General features: G+C 35.0%; 20 protein-coding genes. 14 read left to right on the top strand and 6 right to left on the bottom strand.

Going from position 1 to position 22592, the window contains the following annotated elements:
- Positions 1–315: 315 nt before the first annotated feature.
- The gene (locus B6D18_RS00660; RefSeq protein ID WP_086362680.1) at positions 316–918 is read right to left on the bottom strand and encodes a tetratricopeptide repeat protein; all 603 of its coding nucleotides are present in this window, start codon (positions 916–918) and stop codon (positions 316–318) included.
- Positions 919–984: 66 nt separating this feature from the next.
- Entirely contained in the window at positions 985–2265 is a 1281-nt protein-coding gene (pepB, locus tag B6D18_RS00665; protein WP_086362681.1) for an aminopeptidase PepB, read from the bottom strand.
- 101 nt (positions 2266–2366) lie between these two features.
- Here pepB and B6D18_RS00670 point away from each other — a divergent pair, with 101 nt between their 5' ends.
- Both B6D18_RS00670 and ftnA read left to right on the top strand, forming a co-directional pair.
- Positions 2367–3131: a tyrosine-protein phosphatase gene (locus tag B6D18_RS00670; RefSeq protein ID WP_086362682.1), complete on the top strand. Its 765-nt coding sequence runs from the start codon at positions 2367–2369 to the stop codon at positions 3129–3131.
- Positions 3132–3228: 97 nt separating this feature from the next.
- Positions 3229–3750, top strand: a complete 522-nt coding sequence (gene ftnA / locus B6D18_RS00675; protein ID WP_086362683.1) for a non-heme ferritin — start codon at positions 3229–3231, stop codon at positions 3748–3750.
- A gap of 53 nt (positions 3751–3803) precedes the next feature.
- Here the strand turns inward: ftnA and B6D18_RS00680 are convergent, their stop codons facing one another.
- Entirely contained in the window at positions 3804–4421 is a 618-nt protein-coding gene (locus B6D18_RS00680; protein ID WP_086362684.1) for a 4'-phosphopantetheinyl transferase superfamily protein, read from the bottom strand.
- Between the two features lie 98 nt (positions 4422–4519).
- On the opposite strand from B6D18_RS00680, the gene metC reads away from it, so the two are divergent.
- From metC to B6D18_RS00695, 3 genes are all read left to right on the top strand, one after another.
- Entirely contained in the window at positions 4520–5737 is a 1218-nt protein-coding gene (gene metC, locus B6D18_RS00685; protein WP_086362685.1) for a cystathionine beta-lyase, read from the top strand.
- Positions 5738–5748: 11 nt separating this feature from the next.
- On the top strand, positions 5749–7053 hold the full coding sequence (gene tilS, locus B6D18_RS00690; RefSeq protein ID WP_086362686.1) for a tRNA lysidine(34) synthetase TilS: 1305 nt from the start codon (positions 5749–5751) through the stop codon (positions 7051–7053).
- Between the two features lie 321 nt (positions 7054–7374).
- A complete protein-coding gene (locus B6D18_RS00695) occupies positions 7375–8544 on the top strand; it encodes a serine hydrolase (RefSeq protein WP_065577903.1) in 1170 nt (389 codons plus the stop codon).
- 326 nt (positions 8545–8870) lie between these two features.
- Here the strand turns inward: B6D18_RS00695 and B6D18_RS00700 are convergent, their stop codons facing one another.
- Complete coding sequence (locus B6D18_RS00700) at positions 8871–11072, bottom strand: cation-translocating P-type ATPase (RefSeq protein WP_086362687.1); 2202 nt, start codon at positions 11070–11072, stop codon at positions 8871–8873.
- Positions 11073–11276: 204 nt separating this feature from the next.
- Here B6D18_RS00700 and B6D18_RS00705 point away from each other — a divergent pair, with 204 nt between their 5' ends.
- A complete protein-coding gene (locus B6D18_RS00705; protein WP_086362712.1) occupies positions 11277–11597 on the top strand; it encodes a helix-turn-helix domain-containing protein in 321 nt (106 codons plus the stop codon).
- A gap of 87 nt (positions 11598–11684) precedes the next feature.
- On the opposite strand, the gene suhB is transcribed toward B6D18_RS00705, so the two are convergent.
- Complete coding sequence (suhB, locus tag B6D18_RS00710) at positions 11685–12488, bottom strand: inositol-1-monophosphatase (protein WP_065577905.1); 804 nt, start codon at positions 12486–12488, stop codon at positions 11685–11687.
- Positions 12489–12760: 272 nt separating this feature from the next.
- On the opposite strand from suhB, the gene B6D18_RS00715 reads away from it, so the two are divergent.
- The 6 genes from B6D18_RS00715 (at position 12761) to csdE (ending at position 18303) form a co-directional block, all read left to right on the top strand.
- Positions 12761–13411: a hypothetical protein gene (locus B6D18_RS00715; protein WP_086362688.1), complete on the top strand. Its 651-nt coding sequence runs from the start codon at positions 12761–12763 to the stop codon at positions 13409–13411.
- Between the two features lie 14 nt (positions 13412–13425).
- Positions 13426–13968 carry a hypothetical protein gene (locus B6D18_RS00720; RefSeq protein ID WP_086362689.1) on the top strand — a complete coding sequence of 181 codons (543 nt, stop codon included), beginning with the start codon at positions 13426–13428 and terminating at the stop codon, positions 13966–13968.
- A gap of 679 nt (positions 13969–14647) precedes the next feature.
- Positions 14648–15643 carry a peptidase U32 family protein gene (locus B6D18_RS00725; protein ID WP_065651370.1) on the top strand — a complete coding sequence of 332 codons (996 nt, stop codon included), beginning with the start codon at positions 14648–14650 and terminating at the stop codon, positions 15641–15643.
- 139 nt (positions 15644–15782) lie between these two features.
- Complete coding sequence (locus B6D18_RS00730; protein WP_086362690.1) at positions 15783–16661, top strand: U32 family peptidase; 879 nt, start codon at positions 15783–15785, stop codon at positions 16659–16661.
- On the top strand, positions 16630–17841 hold the full coding sequence (csdA, locus tag B6D18_RS00735) for a cysteine desulfurase CsdA (protein ID WP_216818789.1): 1212 nt from the start codon (positions 16630–16632) through the stop codon (positions 17839–17841). Before B6D18_RS00730 ends, csdA begins: the two co-directional genes overlap by 32 nt.
- Positions 17842–17904: 63 nt before the next feature.
- On the top strand, positions 17905–18303 hold the full coding sequence (gene csdE / locus B6D18_RS00740) for a cysteine desulfurase sulfur acceptor subunit CsdE (RefSeq protein ID WP_086362692.1): 399 nt from the start codon (positions 17905–17907) through the stop codon (positions 18301–18303).
- A 58-nt stretch (positions 18304–18361) separates the two neighbouring features.
- Here the strand turns inward: csdE and dolP are convergent, their stop codons facing one another.
- The gene (dolP, locus tag B6D18_RS00745) at positions 18362–18934 is read right to left on the bottom strand and encodes a division/outer membrane stress-associated lipid-binding lipoprotein (RefSeq protein WP_086362693.1); all 573 of its coding nucleotides are present in this window, start codon (positions 18932–18934) and stop codon (positions 18362–18364) included.
- Between the two features lie 241 nt (positions 18935–19175).
- Here dolP and B6D18_RS00750 point away from each other — a divergent pair, with 241 nt between their 5' ends.
- Positions 19176–19874 carry a DUF1266 domain-containing protein gene (locus B6D18_RS00750; protein WP_086362694.1) on the top strand — a complete coding sequence of 233 codons (699 nt, stop codon included), beginning with the start codon at positions 19176–19178 and terminating at the stop codon, positions 19872–19874.
- Positions 19871–22552 (top strand): J domain-containing protein, encoded by a 2682-nt coding sequence (locus tag B6D18_RS00755; protein ID WP_086362695.1) that lies wholly within the window; start codon positions 19871–19873, stop codon positions 22550–22552. Before B6D18_RS00750 ends, B6D18_RS00755 begins: the two co-directional genes overlap by 4 nt.
- Positions 22553–22592 lie beyond the last annotated feature (40 nt).

Raw genomic sequence — 22592 nt, forward strand, 5'->3', positions numbered from 1 at the left:
CAATTTTTTTTATGTTACTCATTATATATAAATGTATGTATCAAAAAAATCATTAGCATTAATTTTCTTAATTACTGATCACCAAAAATGAAGTTATTGTATTACGGGTGAACTTATTAAAAGAAGAGAGAGATTATTGATAATATTATGACTGTCGAACTTAACGTATAGAACCACATCTAAATGTCCCTGTTGAATCAATCTATATTAAAAAAACAACAGTGATTGAAGATAAATAATTGGCTCTAATATTAATCAACACTTCAAGTAAACCACCTTAGTGATTTAAGGTGGTTTTTTTATTAAATCATAGGATTATTTTTTTAATTTGTTACAAGCTCTTTCAAATCCCTGATCACAAGACTGTTTAAAATACTTTTTAGCTAAAGATTTATCTTGTGCAACCCCATCCCCCTTATCATACATAATACCTAACTTATATTGTGCTTCAGAGTCATTTTGTTCTGCTGCTTTTGTATACCAATATGCAGCTTTAACTTTATCTTGATCTATACCATCACCTTTATAATTCATAAGCGCTAAATTATATTGAGCGAAAGACTCACCTTGCTCTGCTGCTTTTTCAAACCAATATGACACTTTAAGTTTATCTTGCTCTATTCCTTCACCGTCATAATATTTAACCGCTAAATCATTTTGTGCAGTAGAATCCCCTTGCTCCGCTGCTTTCGTATACCAATATACCACTTTAAGTTTATCTTGCTCTATTCCTTCACCATCATCATACATACGAGCTAGATTATATTGTGCCACTTTGTCATTTTCTTCTGCTTCTTGTGTACATTCAACAAATGCTTTTTCATAATTTTCATTTTCAAATTCTGTTGCACAATCCCTCGCATAAGTAGCAAAAGAAAATAAGAGGGGCATAACTAATAGTAACTTTTTTATGTTCATGATATTCCTTACATATTGATAAACATTTTTAAAATTCTATTCAATTAATCATAAAGTTATTCCAAATCATTTTAATACGGTTAACAAATTAGCTAGCGTTCTTACCCCGATACCTGTTGCACCAGTTGCCCATAAAGCGGTTGCGCTTTTACGGAATGTCGCTGAACAGTCAATGTGTAGCCAATTTTGTTTATAATTTTTAATAAAATGAGATAAAAATGCCGCGGCAGTGCTGGCACCAGCGGTATTGGGTAATCCAGAATTGGCCATATCCGCAAACGATGATGGAAATTGGCTACGATGAAAATCAGCTAATGGTAACCGCCAAAAAGCTTCATGTTCCGCTTGGCTACTTGCCAATAATTGATTAGCAAATTTGTCATCAAATGAGAGTAAAGATTGATAATCGTTACCTACTGCAATTTTTGCTGCTCCAGTAAGGGTTGCGCAATCAATAATATAGTGAGGCTTATCACTGTCAGCACTAATTAACCCGTCAGCTAAAACTAATCGTCCTTCCGCATCGGTATTATCCACTTCAACTGTTTTACCATTACGATATCGGATAATATCACCCAGTTTAAATGCCTTACCACTCACCAAGTTATCAGCGCAACATAGATAAAGTTTAATACGATGTTTTGCTCCTCGGGCAATAGCAAGTGCCATAGCTCCGGTTACTAATGCAGCGCCCCCCATATCCGATCGCATTGATTCCATAAAACTGCTTGGTTTTAAACTATAACCACCAGAATCAAAAGTGATACCTTTACCGACTAAACAAGCAACAATTGGCGCTTTGGGGTTGTTAGTCGGATTATAATCAAGCTCAAGCAACGCTGCCGGTCGTTCTGATCCTTTGCCAACCGTGTAAATGCCCATATAATCCTGTTCTTTTAATGCTTCACCTGAAGTAATGTTATAGGTAATATCTGAGGAATAATTACTAATTAAGTTTGCACTTTGCGTTGCCAGTTCTAACGGGCTTAATGTTTCAGCTTGTTGATTAACAATATCTCGACACCAATCAATAATTGCGAGACGATGTTTTAGTTCTTGCTTATCTTGACTATCAAGTTTGGCCCAACTTACTTTATTATTATTCTTAGCATTACGATAACCGAGCCAAAAATGCCAACAAGATTCTAAATCCCAATTATCACCACTAAGTTTAACTGACTTAATACCTTGATTATCTAGTTTTCGAGCAGCTCGCTGAATAGCACCATGTCGATGGTCAGGTTGATAATGAATGGTAATGGCATCATCAGAAAAACTAAGTAAAGCATCTTTACCCCATTTAGATGGAGCAGGTTTTTCCGATAATAAGATAGATAAAGTCGACATAATAGATTCCTCAAGCAATAATAATGCAAAAACGATGAATCAATTCTAATCAGAAACATGTTAATATAGCAAGCAAAGTTAAGCAGAAATAAGGACCAATAATGACATCAGTTGTACCAATCCAAAATGGAATTAATTTTCGAGACTTAGGTGGCATTAAAACCAGTGATGGTCGCCAAATTCGTTCAGGAATGTTGTATCGTTCGGGTGAATTCTCTCGCCTTAGTGATGAGGAAAAAAAGTTCTTATCTGATGAGCTTAATTTACATTATGTATTAGATTATCGTGATCAACTTGAAATCGATCGTAATCCCGATAATCTTTGGAACAATAGCCAATATTTTAATATCCCAGCAAATCCATTAAGTGATGAAATTAAGGCAAGCTTAGTTAGTGATGATATATTCGTACTTAAAAAATATTCGCCTTTGGATTTTATGATTAAACTCTATCAGCTATTACCATTTAATAATCTAGCTTATAAAAAATTAATATCAATATTACTTAATGCGAATGGCAAACCATTAGTACAACACTGTGCAGTAGGTAAAGATAGAACTGGTGTCGGTGTCACCTTAACCCTATTTGCATTAGGTGTCAGCGAAGACGTTATTATGCAAGATTATTTGCTTACCGAACAATATTTAAATGATTATCGTCAAGCAGTACTTAGCCAAAATAAAAGTAAATTATCAGCTGAAGAGTTTGAAAAACAAAAAATCATTTTTTCAGCTAAGCAAGAGTTTTTAACCGCTGCTATCGATGAGATTAAAAAACGCTATAACACAATAGATAATTGGTTACACCAAGAATATCAATTAGATGATAACAATAGAAAGATCCTTCAAGATATTTATCTAATTTAACTAATATAAGTGTATGAATAGCTATCATACACTTATCAATAATCACTTTATCTCAATAAAAAGTGAAATACTAAAAAAGCAATGTGAGGAAAATGAAATGTTAACCAACCAAATGGTCAAAAAACTCAATGACCAATTAAATCTAGAATTCTATTCTTCTAACCTTTACCTACAAATGAGCGCATGGTGTGATGATCAAAATTTTCCTTCGTTTGGAAAATTTTTAAGAGATCATGCTAGCGAAGAACGCCAGCATATGGAACGCTTATTTGATTATGTGTTAGATTGCGGTGCATTAGCGCTTATTGGCAAAATTGAAGCACCAGAATCAGAATATAAATCACTGCTTGATGTGTTTAAAGCGGCATATCAACATGAACTTAAAATTACCAAAGAGATAAATGAGCTTGTTGACTATGCTTTAACCCAAAAAGATTTCTCAACATTTCACTTTTTACAATGGTACGTTGCTGAACAACATGAAGAAGAAAAACTTTTTAAAAGCATTGTTGATAAACTGGAATTAGTTGGTGAAAACAAACGAGATTTATTCTTTATGGATAAAGATTTTAATAAAACATTAAGTGAGTCTGGTTTACTTGCTTCCAGCGCAGAATAAATTAATAATATTAATCTGCTACGACCATCACGGTGTAGCAGATGATCATCCTATTAAGATTGCAAAATAAAATCTGTAATAGGTTTATTATGATTTACGGCAAGATGAACTGATTCTACTTGCTGATATTGATAATAAAAATCCTGTCCAAATGGCGCACTAATCAACTGTTTTTCAATATCTATTTTTACTGATTTTATTTGCCAAACACCTTTCGCATATAATTTAAGTGCAGATTCTTTTAATGTCCAAAGTTGCCAAAATGCCGCTAATGCATCCGATTGTTTTAATATCCATTGATATTCTTCATTAGCAAAATAATTTTTGGCGACATTCAGATAATTTTTACGCTGCCTAGCAACTTCAATATCAATCCCAACTCTACCATTTAAGGATATGGCAACTGCCACCCAATCTTTACTATGACTGATATTAAAATCAGGCAGGTTATGTTGTAAAAAGCAAGGACGGCTATTATCACCAATAATGATGGGTGGCAAACTATCAATATGACAATACTGTTTAAGTAAACTAGCTAAAATTGAACGACAAACTAAAAACTGTTTTTTTCGTGAACCACTTAATGACTCAGCATCATTAATGATTTGTGGTGATAATAATGAATAGTTCACTTCTGCCGTATCTAAATGAGCAAGTTGAGCAATTAACATTTTATGTAAGCCAATTTAAACAAAAATTATTTTTTACTATTTTAACAGCATGCTATGCTAACTGTTATCGAAATTTATCGGTTCACTAAGGATGCATCATGTCATTACAAACAAAATTAGTTCATGCTGGTCGAAAAAAACGTTATACCCAAGGTGCTGTTAACTCCGTTATTCAGAGAGCATCATCGCTTGTTTTTGATTCATTAAAAGCGAAAAAAGACGCGATGGAAAATCGAGCCAAAGGCGGATTATTTTACGGTCGACGCGGTACCTTAACCCATTTTGCCTTACAAGATGCCATGGTCGAAATTGAAGGTGGCGCAGGTTGCTATCTTTATCCTTGTGGTGCAGCAGCCATTGCGAATGCTATCTTAGCTTTTGTCAAATCAGGTGATCATATTTTGGTTTCAGAAGCCAGTTACGAGCCAACGCAAGAATTTTGCGAACATATATTAAAAGATTTTGGTGTGGAAACCGATTATTTTTCACCCTTGATTGGTCACTATATTACTAATCATATTAAACCCAATACCAAAGTAGTATTTCTTGAATCACCAAGCTCAATCACTATGGAACTGCATGATGTGCCAGCGATAGTTAAAGCTATTCGCAGTGTTAATCCGGAAATTGTCATTATGATGGATAACACTTGGGCTGCAGGTGTTTTATTTAAAGCATTAGAGCATGATGTTGATATCTCTATTCAAGCCGGTACTAAATATTTAATTGGTCACTCTGATGCTATGTTAGGTACTGCGGTTGCTAATCAACGATGTTGGGATCAATTACGTGAACGCTCTTATTTAATGGGACAAATGTGTGATGCTGATACCGCTTATATGGCAGCACGAGGATTAAGAACCTTAGCGGTCAGGTTAAAACAACATCACGAAAGTGGGCTAAAAGTGGCGAACTGGTTAGCAAATCACCCCAAAGTTGCCACGGTTAACCATCCTGCATTAGCAAGCTGTAAAGGGCATGAATTTTTTAAACGTGATTTTAGTGGCGCTAGTGGTCTATTTTCGTTTGTACTTAAAGATCATTTGAGCGAAGTGCAATTATCTGATTTTTTAGATAATATGACTCACTTCTCGATGGCGTATTCATGGGGTGGATTCGAATCATTGATTTTAGCCAATCAACCTGAAGATCTTGCGAAAATACGCCCAGTCTCAGGTGTGGATTTCACAGGTACATTAATTCGATTACATATTGGCCTTGAAGATCCCGATGATTTAATCGCCGATCTGGCTGCTGGCCTAGATCGAATCAATCTACACAAAAATAAGGTTAATGCGTTACAAAGCTTAGTATAAATGGATAGCAGATGAGCCATCAAAGCCAAACCCAAATAGACAATATTGTTGAGCAAACTATTTTACAACATCTAAACGGTCGGCAATCGTTATTGGTTGCCTTTAGTGGTGGTGTCGATTCAACCGTATTAATGCACGCATTAGTCACCTTAAAGCAACGGCTACAAAATTTACAACTAAGAGCTATTTATATTCATCACGGTTTAAGTAAAAATGCCGATAATTGGGCTGAACATTGCCTGAGACAATGCCAAACGTGGCAAGTGCCATTGATTATTGAAAAAGTAAAACTTAATCGTAGTGCTGGCAATATTGAAGAACAGGCCAGAGAAGCTCGTTATCAAGCCATTTATCAACATTTAAAAAGTGATGAGATGTTATGTACGGCACAACATCTTGACGATCAATGTGAAACTTTCTTCCTAGCCTTAAAACGTGGTAGTGGCCCAACAGGCTTATCCGCTATGCCTCTGGAAAATGGCCAACATCTTAGACCATTATTAACGATCTCTCGCCAAGAAATTGAACAATATGCCAATCAACATCTATTAAGTTGGATTGAAGATGAAAGTAATCAAGACGACCATTATGATCGTAATTTTTTACGCTTAAAGGTACTGCCAATACTTAATCAACGTTGGCCACATTTTTCACAAATGGTGGCTCGTAGTGCTGAATTATGTCAACAGCAAGAAGCTTTAATCCATGAGCTGTTATTGGCTGAATTTCAGCAAATTATTGGTAATGCTAAACAACTCAATATTCAACCTTTACGGGATTATTCTGAATACAAACGTAATGCAATATTGCGAATGTGGTTTAGAGAGCAACATATCGGCATGCCAAGTCAAAAGCAACTGTCGTTAATTTGGCAAACCGTTATTCAAGCGAAAGAAGATGCCAATCCGCAATTTATTTTGCATAATCGACAGATTCGCCGCTATCAAAACCAACTCTATTTATTACCTTTATATCAAGATATTGAACAGCAAATCCTGCCGTGGGATTTAGCTACGTCACTCACTTTGCCTGATAATTTAGGCCATTTACAGCCTAATTATCAAACTGATCTAACCTGCCGTTTACCACAAAAAGATGAAACGGTTTCGGTGCGTTTTCATGCGCAAGGTAAATTTCAAATTGTACAGCGCCAAGGAGCACGATCAATAAAAAAACTGTGGCAAGAACACCATATTCCACCTTGGCAGCGCACTCGTATTCCATTAATTTACTATAATGAACAGTTGATTACTGCCGTCGGGGTATTTGTTACTGAACAAGGTAAAGGATCACAAGTTGGGTTTAATCTAAAATAAATTATAAGAATAAAAATGTGCTTGAGTCTAATTGACACTAAACCAAATTCAATCTAATCATACTAACCTGAATTAGATTATATAATTAAGCAACCTTATACATAACAGGGCTGTGGTTCTTCATGGCTAAACAGAATACACTTTATACTAACAAATTAAATCAAACTGGTAATAGAAAAATAATTTTAAGTTACATCAATATACCCATTAATAGCAAGCCAACTAAACGTCGTCAAAATAAATTCATTTAGCATATTTATTACCTTATAAAAAACATATACTATTAGGAGAAATAATAATCAATCAAGAGTTAAGATAAAAATGAAAGTTAATCGTTTTTCTGCAAATGTTGGACAAGCAATCAATAAAGTGAATCAATATGCGATAGATAAAAAACATATAGTTGGATCTGTTGTTATGGTTGCTAAAGAGGGACAAATAATCTATCAACAAGCATCCGGCCATGCTGATAAAGAACAAAAATCAACCATGCAAGTTGACTCACAATTTTTGCTTTCATCAGTCACCAAACCGATAGTTAGTGCAGCCGCATTATGTTTAGCAGAAAAAGGGCTACTAAAATTGGATTCGCCTGTTACTGATTATCTACCTTATTTCACTCCAACACTAGAAAATGGCCAGCAACCAGTTATTACTTTGCATCACTTATTAACCCATAGTGCGGGACTAAAATATCGTTTTTGCGAACCTCATGGTGAAGGCATTTATAATACATTACAGATTTCAGACGGTTTTGATCAAATAGCAACTGATTTAGATGAAAATCTTCATCGGTTATCAAAAGCTCCTCTTCTTTTTGCACCTGGAACAAATTGGTGTTATTCATTGGCATTAGATGTCCTAGGTGGAGTATTAACTGCCGTCACTCAACAACCATTAGAAGAAATAATAAAAACTACAATAACAATTCCTTTGAATATGGCAAATACAGGCTTTACCATACCAGATAATAATCAATTAGTTACTCACTATTATAATGCTTTACCGGAACCATTACCTATGCCAAGCCCTTATTTTATGCAATTAGATGAATCATGGAATAACGGGATTGTTTCTTATGATCCTAAACGTATATTTAATCCTAAAGCCTACCATTCAGGTGGGGCTGGTATGGTTGGTACTGCACCTGATTTTATGCAATTTCTGTTATCACTAACTTCAATAAATAATGATTTAAGTAGCAATAAACTAATGGATAAAATGGCGAAGTGTTATATAAGTAGTGAATATTGTACAAAAGGACCAGGATGGGGATTCGGTTATGGTGGTGCGGTGCTTGATGACCCGATCTTAGCGCAAACACCACAGAGTAAAGGAACTATTCAATGGGGCGGTGTGTATGGTCATAATTGGTTTTATGATCCTCAACAAGAATTAGCTGTAGTCATTTTGACTAATACCGCAATTGAAGGAATGTTGGGACGCTATCCAATAAAAATTAGAGATGCTATTTATCATTGTTTAGCATGATGCTATTCCGATAGGAAAATTTTGCCGGTTTTTGGCTTTAATTTATCTGAAAATTCCGATTGAAAAAACACCCTATAAAATGGTGCTTTTTCAATCAAATATTTGAATCTTTGCATAGTGAAATATTTATACTTATCCAATTAATCGTTTTTTCAATTAGTTTCATTCTGATTTATATTATATTCACCACTAATCTACTATAGATATTACCCTTATTAGATCCGAGCGATAAAAAGGATCCAAAATCGATTAATTTGGGACAATATTTGCATTAATTACTTGATCTAAAATTAATTTATTACCATAAAGTATTTGTTCAAAATAAATTATTTTGACCCAGAACGTGCTTGCCAACGTTTTAACAATAAAGCATTAGTCACTACACTTACACTGCTAAGTGCCATAGCAGCGCCGGCTATCATTGGATTTAAGAAGCCGAAGGCAGCAAGAGGAATGCCAATTAAATTATAGAAAAAAGCCCAAAATAAATTTTGCTTAATTTTATTATAGGTTCGGCGAGAGATATCAATAGCATCGGCAATTAAAAATAGATTGCCACGCATCAACGTAATACTTGCTGCATGCATCGCGACATCAGTCCCTGTTCCCATAGCAATACCAATATCAGCAGCTGCTAACGCAGGTGCATCATTAATACCATCACCAACCATTGCCACTTTATGATTGCTATTACTACTTTTAATATTTTGGTCTTCTTTTTGTAATTGATAAATATAATTGGCTTTATCTTGCGGTAAAACTTCAGCAATAACTTTATCTAAACTTAATTGTTGCCCTACATAATTAGCGGCTTGTTGATTATCACCAGTTAACATAACTATATTTACGTTTAATTTATGTAATGCATTAATGGCATTTTTTGCTTCTGGTTTAATTACATCAGCAAAACCAAATAAAGCTAATATCACAACACCATTTTCTGATTGCTGTTTAGATAAAAATGAGATTGTATAGCCTTTTTGGGTAAGTTCATTAATTTTATCCTGCATATCCACAAAATAAGCATTTAACGATTTCATCCAACGTAAACTGCCTAAATAAAACTGATGATTATCAATCGTTGCCATTACACCTGAACCAGCAACCGAAGTAATATTCTGAGCATAGTTATACGATTTAGCCTTAGCTAAAATTGCTTTAGCGAGTGGATGCTCACTTCCGGCTTGCATTGATGCTGCTAGTGCGAGAATTTGATCGGCAGTTTCTGTGCCCATTACATCCAGTTCAACTAATTCTGGTTTACCAATGGTTAATGTGCCAGTTTTATCAAATGCTACCGTATTAATGTTATGTAAGGTTTCAAGCGCCTCGGCATCTTTAATCAAAATACCATGGCGAGCAGCAACACCCGTACCAACCATTATGGCGGTTGGTGTCGCCAATCCTAATGCACATGGGCAAGCAATCACTAACACGGCGACCGCATGTAGTAAAGCTTGCTGCCAATCATGAGAAATAACGCCCCAAGCAAGCAGTGTAATCAGCGCAATCAATAAAATCACGGGAACAAAAATAGCACTTATTCGATCAACAATACGTTGAATGGGCGCTTTTTTAGCTTGAGCAGATTCGACCATAGCGATAATCTTAGACAAAGTCGAATCAGCTTGTACCGCTGTTGTTTTTACTATCAATAATCCTTCACCATTAATAGTGCCACCGGTTACCAAACTATTGAGGGTTTTACTAACCGGGAAACTTTCCCCCGTCAACATCGATTCATCACAACTCGATGCGCCGTCAATAACCACACCATCTACTGGAACTCGCTCTCCGGGTTTGATCACAACCACATCATCGACCTTAACCTGACTTATCGGCAAACTTACTTCTTGATCGCCTTGTCGAACTAACGCGACTTCAGGGCGAAGTGCAGAAAGTGCTTCAATCGCTTGGGTCGTTTGATGTTTGGCTCTTGACTCTAACCATTTACCAATCAAAATTAACGTAATAATAACCACCGATGATTCGAAATAGAGATGATCATTATTACCAATAATAAGCTGATAAAGTGACAATCCATAAGCAGCACTGGTACCAATAGCCACTAACAGATCCATATTACCGGACAACGCCTTTGCAGCATTAAAACCACTACGATAAAATTTAGCACCAAGCCCAAATTGCACAACCGAGGCAATCACTAATTGCAACCAAGCTGGCATCATCCAATGAATGCCAAATGGCTCAAGTAACATCGGCAACACAAAAGGAATCGCTAAGATAACCGAGATAATAATCGGCCAGAGTGACGCTTGCATATTTATATCTTTGGCGTGAATTTCCGGCTCGGTAATCTTCACCGCATGGTAACCGGCTTTATCTACCGCAGCCATTAAAGTGTCTAATTTAACATTGGCATTGGCTTCAACTGTTGCCTTTTCTGTCGCAAGGTTAACACTAACATTAATCACGCCATCAATCTTTTTTAATGCTTTTTCAACACGACTAACGCATGATGCGCAGCTCATCTCTTCCACAAAAAAACTATATTCGACGGTTTTCATTTTATGTTTCCCTTGGTTTTTGATGTGATTTATATAGCTATTGTAATATTAATTATCCTTTTAACAAGAATGCACTTTTTTGATATATACTACCTAAAAAGATACTATTGAGATAATAATGTGAAAAATAATCCGATTAATACCACTTGTTGTGGAAAAGAACATCAACCTATCACCTGTTGTCCAGTTGATGCTACAATTAATATGATTGGTGGTAAATATAAATCGCTCATTTTATGGAAACTGATGACCGAAACCACCTTAAGATTTTCACAATTACAGAAAGAAATTCCAACCGCTACACCTAAAATACTAACCCAACAGCTACGTGAACTTGAAGCAAATGGCCTAATTAATCGACACGTTTATCCCGTCGTACCACCTAAAGTAGAATATTCTTTAACCAACTTTGGCAAAAGTATCAAACCAGTGCTCGAATCGATGTATATTTGGGGTAGTGACTATTTAAACAATCAAGGCTTACAAGTTAATTGTTCCATGACAGCAATAACTGATCCACAATAACCAATAGCAAATTTATATTTTTGATAAACGACATAAAGACAAAATGCAGGGATAAGACAGCCCTGCATTTAGATAAAGAAAGTAAAATTAATTACGTAAATTTTCTGGCCAATCATTTTGAGTAGAAACAAGCAGATCTTTAACGATTCTTGGATTTCCAGCCACAATATTACCAGAGACCATATAGTTATTACCGCCAGCAAAATCAGTAACCACGCCACCAGCTTCACGTAAAATCAATTCACCAGCAGCAATATCCCATGGTTTTAAGCCGATTTCAAAAAAGCCATCTAAACGCCCTGATGCGACATAAGCTAAATCTAACGCGGCTGAACCTGTACGACGAAAATCACCACACTTAGTAAATAGCTTTTGCAATACCGCGAAATAACAATTACTGTGTTGTTTAGCTTTAAAAGGAAAAGCTGTTGCAAGCACACTACCCTCTAAATCTTTCGCATTACTTACTCGAATACGGTAACCATTTAACTGCGCACCTTTACCGCGAGCAGCCGTGAAGAGTTCATTACTCATCGGATTATAAACGACAGCAACTTCAGTTTTACCTTTAACACGAGCTGCGATAGAAACCGCAAAATGAGGAATATTCTTAATAAAATTGGTGGTACCATCAATTGGATCGATAATCCATTGCGTGTCAGCATCATTACCTTTAGCCAGTCCGCTTTCTTCGGCAATAATCGTATGATCAGGATACGCTTTTTTGATTGTTTCAATAATTAAAGCTTCAGCAGCACGATCGGCGTTAGTAGCAAAATCGTTGGCACCTTTAGTGTCAATTTCGATTGAACTTGGATTTTCATAAGCCTTAATGGCCACATTACCTGCTTTACGAGCAGCACGAATAGCAATATTCAGCATCGGATGCATAATTTTCTTCCAATTGATGATGTTAAAGAACGGGTTGATTTAGCAACACAGCAAGTATTACTAAAAATTGTCGCATAGTATAAAGGTTTTATACTTACTTTGCCAGCCGAGCGACGATAAATTGAAAAATAGACACTATTAATGCAAAAAATCAGGTTATATCGATGTCCTAATAACTATCATGGTATAGACTTCTCAATTATTTTTACAAAATAAACCTAAATAAAGCAACTCAAAATAACCATTATCTAAAAAATAATTAACCAATTAGAATGGTTGTTGGTAGTTATGTTTTTTCACCGACCAGTGGTCAACCAACCATTTATGACCACAACGATGAAGCCTCGAATATTACCCATGCGGCAATCAGTGACGGTGAGTTAATCATTCGTGACCAAGATAAACAAACACAATATATTAATGAACTCAGTCATGATACCGAAAATGCCCATAGTAAGCTCAAACCTATCTTTAATAAAGAGGATGAACAGACCAGATTAAACATTGTTACTAGCTTAAAAGAGTTAGGCGAACAGGTTAAAGAGCTCGAACGCACTATTCATAAAGATGCCGGTAAAACGTTAACTCCTGATTTTAATGCTCAGGAAAGCTATCTGAATGGTCAAAAGGTAAAATGGGGAACAGACGGGAGTGTAAGGCCAGATTTTTGTAATGGTACTACTTGTTCAATAGAAGTAAAAAATTATGATATACAAAATAATATTAATGGTTTGATTGATAATGTTTCCAAACAAGCCATTGAGAGAAAAAAACATCTACCATCAGGAGTACAACAATTAGTTGTAATAGATATTCGCGGTCAGAAAATGACTGCCTTACAGGAATTTAAAATAAAACAGGGTATAAAAAATAAATCAAATGGAATAATTAAGCCTGAACAAATTGAATTTAAAACAAAATAGGAGGTAAGTAAATTATGTTAATAAAAATTGGTTTCAGAGGTGGTGGTTTAGTTTATGAATTAGGTACAGATAGTGATATGCGGCTATTTTTTGACTGTATTTCATATTATGTTCTACCTAAATATCCTGACAAAAATTGGTCATTAATTACTGACCGCTTATATCGCCGTTATTTAAGATTAGAAGAGTTAGATGACGCCGTAGCATTAATGAAATTGGTAGAAAAAGAGTTTAAACAGTTGGATAGAGAAGCATTTGATTGGAGTAAAATATTATCAGGTCAAGTTAAAAGTGATTTAGATAGAGCTAAATCAACTTTATTTGAAATTTTTAGTAAATATTTTGAAGCATTTTATGAGTGTATTGAATGTGCTATAGTAAGTTATGAAGCGTTCAAATCGCGTCCTGATTATAACTACGAACCTGTAATGGTAGCAATTACTACCATTCCTTATTGTGTAAGCTATAAAATGATCCCTTTATCTGTTTTCGATAATTTACAACCTGATGAAAAACCAATTTGGTGGACAGGTAAAATTCCTAAAACCACAACTTAGTTACTTTTTAACTTACCTCTAATCCCCCTTTTCCTAAAAATCTTAAGGAAAGGGGGGGATAGATATTATTACTGATTTTAATTTCACATTAATGTTGTATTATTGAGTTCATTTAGTCTAGTATTTCCAAATCCTGATGTCTAAAATTATTTTTCAGCGACTTATTATTGCCTTATTACCAGCCTACGGATATTCAAATATCAATAAGACGGTATACACTCCTCAATAATTTTTACAAAATAAACCTAAATAAAGTAAATCAAAATAACCATTATCTAAAAAATATAATCACCAATTAGAGCTGTTACTAGTAATGACAGTTTTTCACCGATTGGTGGATAACCTCGTTTATTACCACAACGATGAAGTATTGAATATCATTCATTCAACAATAAGCAATGGTGAATTAATCATGTTGCTATATTTTATTGGGGAATAATATAAAATAAACATTTCTAAGTCGCATGCAAAAGTCACTAACTTTTACCTAGGTATAGCAAAGATTATGCCTAGGTAGTTGATATCAGAAACAATTTCACTATTAATTATCTTTTTATATGACACTATTGATCTATCATTTGTTATGTTTTTAGTGACTTTGCCTGCTTTCTATTCGCATTACAGCCAGAATTATTGCATAATACACAGCGAATAAAATGCAGAATATAAAGGTATAAATATGGAACTTCTTTGCCCTGCTGGCTCGTTACCATCATTAAAAATAGCAATCGATAACGGTGCTGATGCCGTTTATATTGGTTTGAAAGATGATACCAATGCTCGCCATTTTGCGGGATTAAATTTTAATGAAAAGCGTTTAATTGAAGCATCTGAATATGTACATAAGCATGGTAAAAAGTTACACATCGCAATTAATACCTTCGCTCATCCGGAAAACTTTGAACGCTGGCAATATGCAGTCGATACAGCAGCAAACATTGGTGCCGATGCCCTAATCATTGCTGATTTAGCCATGCTTGATTATGCAGCCGAAAAACATCCTAATCTTGAGCGCCACGTCTCGGTTCAAGCATCATCAACCAATGAAGAATCAATCAAGTTTTATCATAATAACTTCCAGGTACATCGTATTGTTTTACCGCGAGTGTTATCCATGCATCAAGTAAAACAGTTATCACAAGTCTCTCCAGTACCATTGGAAGTATTTGCATTCGGTAGCTTATGTATTATGGCGGAAGGTCGCTGTTATTTATCATCATATTTAACCGGTGAATCCCCCAATACCGTAGGAGCTTGTTCACCAGCAAAATTTGTCCGTTGGGAAGAGACCGATAAAGGGCTTGAATCTAGACTGAATAATGTATTAATCGATTGCCATAAGAAAGGTGAAAATGCGGGTTACCCAACCTTATGTAAAGGACGCTATTTTGTTGGCGATGAACTGTATCACCCGATTGAAGAACCAACAAGTTTAAATACTATTGAACTGTTACCTGAACTATTTGCAGCTAATATTGCCTCAGTAAAAATTGAGGGTCGGCAACGTAGTCCAGCTTATGTGGAACAAGTGACCAAAGTTTGGCGACAAGCTATTGATCGCTATAAAGCTAATCCTCAAACATTCCAAGCAGAAAAGAACTGGATGGATACATTAGGATCAGTATCAGAAGGCACACAAACGACATTAGGTGCTTACCACCGTAAATGGCAATAAAATATAAACATATTTACTCATGTTTACCAATAAAATAAATATGATACTCATCTAAATGACTTTTGATATTAGCGTTAGAAAGTAGCTATCAAACATTGACTATTAAAAATAATTAAATACAGATATAGTGAGCAAGACTATGAAATATGCGTTAGGCCCTGTACTTTATTATTGGCCTAAAATTGAAACCGAAGCCTTTTACCAAGCAGCGAAAGATAGTGACGCAGATATTATTTATATGGGCGAAACAGTATGTACCAAACGTCGGGAAATGAAAGTACCCAATTGGTTAGATTTAGCCAAAGAAATTGCTAAATCCGGTAAACAAGTCGTACTTTCTACCCTAGCACTGCTTGAAGCACCATCAGAACTAATTGATTTAAAACAATTAGTTAATAATGGTGATTTTTTAATTGAAGCTAATGATTTGGCGGCAATTAATGTCGCTCATGACAATAATTTACCCTTTGTCGCTGGTCCGGCTATTAACTGTTATAACGCATTAACCCTAAAATTATTACAAAAACAAGGTATGGTGCGTTGGTGTATGCCAGTTGAACTTTCTCGCGATTGGTTAAGCAATGTTTTAAAACAATTTGATGCATTGAAAATTGAACGCAATTTTGAAGTTGAAGTATTTAGCTATGGTTATTTACCATTAGCTTATTCTGCCCGCTGCTTTACTGCTAGATCGGAAGATAAACCAAAAGATAAATGTGAGACTTGCTGCATTAAATATCCCGTTGGTCGAGAAGTATTTTCTCAAGAACAACAAAAAGTATTTGTTCTTAACGGTATTCAAACACAAAGTGGCTACTGTTATAACTTAGGTAACAATCTAAAAGAGATGAAAGGATTAGTTGATATCGTACGTATTTCTCCGCTTGGAATTGAAACACTCGAGGTAGTTAAGCAATTTAGAGCTAATGAAGAAGGACTAAATCCTTTACACATTGAACATAAACGAGACTGTAACGGTTATTGGAATGGAATTGCAGGACTTGAACTTACACAATAATATGCTGCTACTCGAAAAATTTAGGGCGGATTTCCCTGCCCTAGCTAGCCATAATGTGTATCTTGATTCAGCAGCTACAGCGCTAAAACCGCAAACCATGATTGATGCAACCATTGAGTATTACGCGCATAATACTGCAACAGCACAACGTAGTTTGCATCAAGATGCACTACAAGTCACCGCAACGATTGAGCAAACTAGGCAAAATATTGCTGATCTACTTCATGCTAAATCAAATTGTGAAATCATTTGGACTCGTGGCACAACCGAATCAATCAACTTAATTGCCCAAAGTTATGCCAGAGCACAATTACATATAGGTGATGAAATCATTGTTAGCGAGTTAGAACATCACAGCAACTTGTTACCTTGGCTTATTGTGGCGAAACAAACTGGCGCCAAGATCATTAAATGGTCAGCAGATATTGATGAGCTTTCAAGATTACTCTCAGCGAGAACTAAAATTGTTGCTATAACTCAAATGTCTAACGTTACCGGTTTTTGTCCAGATTTAGCCCAAATTAGTCAACTAGTTCATCAAACCAATGCGGTATTAGTCGTGGATGGCGCTCAAGGCGTTATACATCATCCGATTGATGTTGAAAATTTAAATATCGATTTTTATGCCTTTTCTGCTCATAAGCTATATGGCCCAACTGGATTGGGGATACTATATGGAAAACAACATTTACTCAATCAAATGGATGTTTGGCATGGTGGTGGAAAAATGTTAAAAACGGCTTCATTTACCGAATTTACAGTTGAAGATCTTCCCTATAAATTTGAAGCTGGTACGCAAAATATAGCTGGTATTATTGGTTTTAAAGCAACCTTAGATTGGTTAACAAAGTGGAATGAAGCACAATTAGAAAGTTATATAAAACAATTAGCTGACTATACTGAATCAAAATTAAGCCAATTAACCAATATACAATTTTATAGTGTTAAAAATAGCCCTATCATTAGCTTTAATATACAAAACATTCATCATAATGATATCGCTATTTTATTAAGCGAACAAAATATTGCCATCCGAACCGGTGAATTGTGCGCTAAACCACTTATGGCTAAACTTGGTTGTCATGGTGTTATTCGCATTTCACTTATGCCATATAATAATCAGCACGATATTGATCATTTTATTACAGCATTACAAAATGCCATTGAATTACTCACTTAAGCTATATCTGTAGTTAATCAAAGAAACGTTAATGACTTGTTCAATTACTAATCGGTTTTAATTATGCTATCACAACAAACTTTATTTGAATTATTTTCTAAACAACATAACTGGCAAGATCGTTATAGACAATTAATTGTCTTAGCAAAACAATTACCTGATTTTCCGGATATAAAAAAAATAGAATCCAACCAAATTTATGGTTGTGAAAATCGGGTATGGCTAACCAATGAAAAACAATTAGATAATACTTTTATCTTTCAAGGTGATAGCGAAGGCAGAATCGTAAAAGGTTTACTAGCTATTTTAATCATTATTGCCAATCATAAAACAGTAGAACAAATTCAAGCCATCGATTTTCTTGCAATATTAAAGCAATTAAAAATTACTGATGAGTTGAGCCAATCTCGTCTACAAGGAATTGAAAAAATAATTGAACGTATTAAGTTAGCCGGTAGTTAAGTAAAAAAGGGAGAATAATTTCTCCCTTTTTAAAGCCTTTTAGCTTCTACATTCGTAATTAACGTAGGGTAAATAATGTAATCACCTTTCTCACACCAGCAACTTTACTGGCAATAGTAGCGGCTTGTTGTCCCTCTTCATTACTGACAATCCCAATCAAAAATACTTCTTGATTTTCAGTCACAACTTTAATATTACGTGCTTTTGTTTTCGAATTTAGCATAAGTTGGGATTTAACTTTGGTAGTAATCCACATATCATTGGAGATAGTTCCTGCCCCAACCGGCTCTCCAGCGCGAATTTGGTTATAAACTTTTCTTACACCTTCAACTTGATAAGCTAAACGTTCAGCTTTTTCAATCTGTTCAGCATTGGCTTGGCCAGTTAAAATAATATTGCCATCATAAGTACTTGAAGAGATACGTGAGCCGATAAAAAAAGGACCATTTTCACTTAACTTACTATTCATTCGAGTGTTGAGAGTCGTATCATCAACTTGTGTTCCAGTGGTACGCGGATCAGTGGCAACTTTAGCTGTTGCACCAGCACCTAAACCAATAACAGCAGCAACACAACCTTGTAGCATTAATGCGCTCGTTACTAATGCTGTTACTAAGAAAAATTTTTTCATTATTACTCCTTTTATTTACTACTCAGTAAAATTCAAATACTGGTGAATAGTTTTTATTATGCCTTGTAGATATAGTTTTGCAAAACAATTTTATTGTTTTAAAAAATAAAATCTTTCGTTTTTTTTTGCTAATCTATAGCAAAAAAGTAATTAATTTAATTGTTATAACAAACATTTATTTTTTTATAAAATCTGTTATCTTTTATCAAAAGGTCGTTTAAAAAATTAATGGAATAAAGCTATGAATCAAGATTATATCGATTGGTTATATGGTTTATCAGCACCAATGGTTGCCTTAAATAAAGAGAGTGGTGCAAGTTATACCTCACCATTTTTTTTTCCTAATTATGAATATATTGATATGCAAAAAGATTGGGGCATCCACTCTCGAGAAACACTATTAGCAATGGTCTTTAATATGGTCGATGACGGTCATGCAACAGCCTTATCTAAACACTACTTTATGTATCCTCGCCTATCGGCATTAGATTGGTTGAATTACACAGACAAACAGAGCGATTACGATAAAGTTTTACTCGAATTTGTTGAAAAGACTTATTCCGAATGTGGTGCTGGAGGCATCCGTAGTTGGGATTATGCACGTATGGGCTATATATTACGTAATGGCATCACCAATAAATTTATTACTGAAGAAGAAGCCCTTTGGATTTTGTATAGAATTGGACTTCGAGCTCAATATTATTATTCATCATGGCAAAGTTATTTTTCAGGCTGGTATGTTGGTTATCAATATTGGGAATCATTGACTAATAAAGAAGATTTAGAAAGATTACGTTGTGACTTGTGCCGTTCATCCCAAACATGGACCATGACTAAATTATATAGCGACGAAGATTCCCCTTATCATCACCTACCTTGGCATATTGAGATAGAAGAATTGGAAAAACCTGAATCATTGATGGAGTATGCTTGGTCATGAATAACAATTTTTGGCAATTATTAGCAATTGAGAAAACTACCGATATCGCCGTAATTCGACAAGCTTATCGGGCAAAACTACCTGAATATCATCCTGAAACAGATCCTGATGGTTTTAAAGCGCTACGCGAAGCCTATGAATTAGCAATGCAGTATGCAAAATCACCAGAATCAATGACTGAAGAATTAAATCAAGAAAATCTTGCTAAAGAGGCCATTAAACCCCTCACCGCAGAAGAGCGACAAGTCAAAGAAATCTGTGATAACTATCAAGCTTTACTCGACGATCCGGTTCGATGCTATGATGTGAATGAATGGCATAAATTTGTTGCTTCGTTTTATGATTACCCAATGTCTATACTAGAAATAGCTAAATGGAAACTGTTGGATATCAGTTATGACACTATGACGATATCACTATCATGTGTAAAAATATTAGCTGATAATCTACGCTGGCGTCAGCAAATAATTAATTATTCGCCCAACGACGCCGATATGTATGAGAATTTTTTTGATCATATTGATCGTGGTGACTTTTTTAATTATGACAGTTTACCAAAAACGAATAAAGTCTTACAAAATGTAACCATCGACTATGCTCGTCGTGCTAGATGGCTTTTCTGGGAAAAGCCAGCAGTGGAGTTAGCAGAATATTTATCTATTCATACTGTAGTTTACTTACCTGATAATCCAGAGTTCATGCAAGAATTAGCCGATTGGTATTATTTTTCTAAATCGCCAAATAGAGGATTATTAGACTATGCCTTAACTTGTATTGCTGATCCTAATCAAGAACAGCAAATTCAGGAACAATGGAAAGCTGTCGCCGCAATGCAGTATTCATTGCTTGAAGACGAACAAAACGCCTTATCACTTTGGTTAGAACTTTATCGTTTACCACAATATCAAGAAAAAGCCACCAGTTGGTTAATGTTATGGTGTTCTAAAAATCGGTTTGATTATCTACCATTATTAATTCTGGCATTAAACCAATCTTATTGTTTAACGCCAGAAGATCAAGAAACTTATATATATAGTATTCCGCAATTTACGCCATCAACAATTTCTCGACTATTGAAATTTAGGAAACAAAACTATAGTAATGAAATTGCGGCTGTTATAACCTGGGCACTGGATAATCATTGGAATTATCGTCAAGTTCTACATACTTTATTATGCGATGATGGAAACAATCGGTTATATCGTTTATACCGACATGCAATCATGCTACGACACGGTAATAAAACACTATTGCAAGAAATCTTAGCTGACTCAAGTGAAGATGAGTTTGAACAATTTATTTTACAAAATTTACAACGTCAAGCTAGACAACACCTTGAATGGCTCACTAATTTGCCACCCGTTCAGGAGTTTAAACAATGGTTGTACCAAAGTGATGAAAATGCAACTATTCCGACTAAATTTGATCCGGATAACGAAAAAAGCAATCAGTTTTTATATGGTCGATTATGGTTAGATAGATTTGATGATATCCCATTTGTCGCCAAATTACATTTATACCGCAATGTAACCTATCGAAATATGGAAATGTTTGATTGGCCAATATATTATCAATTTAGGGGGTTTAATAATTTACCTAAATCACCTGAACAATCAATTATTGAGGCTGATAAGAATGCTTATTGGCAATGGTATCGTTACTGTTTATTAGCCATTACCATTGCCAATTCACCAATTAAAGCCGCTGAATTTATTCGTGAAAATGATAACTTATTTTTACTCCCAGAAAATGATCCGCTAGTCCCGCTGCTCAATACCTTTAAGTCTAACAAATGGCAAAATGATACAGAATTATATAATTTAATCGATACTGATAACCAATTGATTGGCAGTATGTTGGTTAATTATCCAAATTCAATTGAGGCGTTTACCGACTCGCCAGAAGAGGTTAATTGGGATGAAATTGAACAAATAGTTGAACAAAGATGGGCACATAAACTAGCCAACAAACCTGTAAGTTGTTTAATGTTACTGTATATGATTGTTTTTGATAAACCAAATCAAAAAACAAAACTACACCAAATACTACAAAAACTTGCTGGCGATGATCTACAGTTAAAAAAACTTGCTAACGCATTTTGTGACAAATTATCTATTCCGTCATCCCTTAAAAAACATAATGATGAATTGCAAAACATAGATAAATTATATGCTATAAATAAAAAGTTAGACAAAGATGATTCGCTATGCGAAGAAGAAGATATCGAAGCACTAGAAGAAATTGGACAAAATAATGATAATAATAGCATAATTAAATTATCCTCAGCATTGCTGTTAGCCAAAAATATGGATCACCAGAAAAAGCTTCAATCAAAATCATTTCCGCCAAATGAATGGTGGCAAATTTGGCGTTGGAGGGGCCGAACCAATTTAACTGGTTTCTTAAAACAAATGGGCTTTTTCAGTTTACCTTTATTTTTACTAATAATAGAGGCAGCAAAAAAAACTAATTTAGATCATCCAATTATGCTTGTATTATGCGGATTAGCAACAATCAATAGTATTTTGGCAATAAAACGACGCTTAAATGACTGTTATTCTAATGGAGGTATCTATCATTTTGTATCAGCCACAATTTTATTACCATTACTATTATTGCCGTGTTGGCTTTCAACTGTTAATGAGACCAACCGTTACGGACCACCAATAGAAAATTAACCTCAAAAGATAGATTATCTCAATATCCCCTTTGAAAGAC

The sequence above is a fragment of the Gilliamella sp. A7 genome (assembly GCF_002142015.1).
In the GTDB taxonomy this organism is placed as follows: domain Bacteria; phylum Pseudomonadota; class Gammaproteobacteria; order Enterobacterales; family Orbaceae; genus Gilliamella; species Gilliamella apis_A.

Bases quoted from the DNA above. Each gene is read 5' to 3' on its own strand.
- B6D18_RS00715 (WP_086362688.1), top strand. From the start codon at position 12,761: ATGGTTGTTGGTAGTTATGTTTTTTCACCGACCAGTGGTCAACCAACC.
- metC (WP_086362685.1), top strand. From the start codon at position 4,520: ATGTCATTACAAACAAAATTAGTTCATGCTGGTCGAAAAAAACGTTAT.
- B6D18_RS00725 (WP_065651370.1), top strand. From the start codon at position 14,648: ATGGAACTTCTTTGCCCTGCTGGCTCGTTACCATCATTAAAAATAGCA.
- B6D18_RS00660 (WP_086362680.1), bottom strand. From the start codon at position 918: ATGAACATAAAAAAGTTACTATTAGTTATGCCCCTCTTATTTTCTTTT.
- B6D18_RS00680 (WP_086362684.1), bottom strand. From the start codon at position 4,421: ATGTTAATTGCTCAACTTGCTCATTTAGATACGGCAGAAGTGAACTAT.
- B6D18_RS00695 (WP_065577903.1), top strand. From the start codon at position 7,375: ATGAAAGTTAATCGTTTTTCTGCAAATGTTGGACAAGCAATCAATAAA.
- pepB (WP_086362681.1), bottom strand. From the start codon at position 2,265: ATGTCGACTTTATCTATCTTATTATCGGAAAAACCTGCTCCATCTAAA.
- tilS (WP_086362686.1), top strand. From the start codon at position 5,749: ATGAGCCATCAAAGCCAAACCCAAATAGACAATATTGTTGAGCAAACT.
- B6D18_RS00720 (WP_086362689.1), top strand. From the start codon at position 13,426: ATGTTAATAAAAATTGGTTTCAGAGGTGGTGGTTTAGTTTATGAATTA.
- B6D18_RS00705 (WP_086362712.1), top strand. From the start codon at position 11,277: ATGATTGGTGGTAAATATAAATCGCTCATTTTATGGAAACTGATGACC.
- B6D18_RS00670 (WP_086362682.1), top strand. From the start codon at position 2,367: ATGACATCAGTTGTACCAATCCAAAATGGAATTAATTTTCGAGACTTA.
- suhB (WP_065577905.1), bottom strand. From the start codon at position 12,488: ATGCATCCGATGCTGAATATTGCTATTCGTGCTGCTCGTAAAGCAGGT.
- dolP (WP_086362693.1), bottom strand. From the start codon at position 18,934: ATGAAAAAATTTTTCTTAGTAACAGCATTAGTAACGAGCGCATTAATG.
- csdE (WP_086362692.1), top strand. From the start codon at position 17,905: ATGCTATCACAACAAACTTTATTTGAATTATTTTCTAAACAACATAAC.
- B6D18_RS00730 (WP_086362690.1), top strand. From the start codon at position 15,783: ATGAAATATGCGTTAGGCCCTGTACTTTATTATTGGCCTAAAATTGAA.
- B6D18_RS00755 (WP_086362695.1), top strand. From the start codon at position 19,871: ATGAATAACAATTTTTGGCAATTATTAGCAATTGAGAAAACTACCGAT.
- csdA (WP_216818789.1), top strand. From the start codon at position 16,630: ATGGAATTGCAGGACTTGAACTTACACAATAATATGCTGCTACTCGAA.
- ftnA (WP_086362683.1), top strand. From the start codon at position 3,229: ATGTTAACCAACCAAATGGTCAAAAAACTCAATGACCAATTAAATCTA.
- B6D18_RS00700 (WP_086362687.1), bottom strand. From the start codon at position 11,072: ATGAAAACCGTCGAATATAGTTTTTTTGTGGAAGAGATGAGCTGCGCA.
- B6D18_RS00750 (WP_086362694.1), top strand. From the start codon at position 19,176: ATGAATCAAGATTATATCGATTGGTTATATGGTTTATCAGCACCAATG.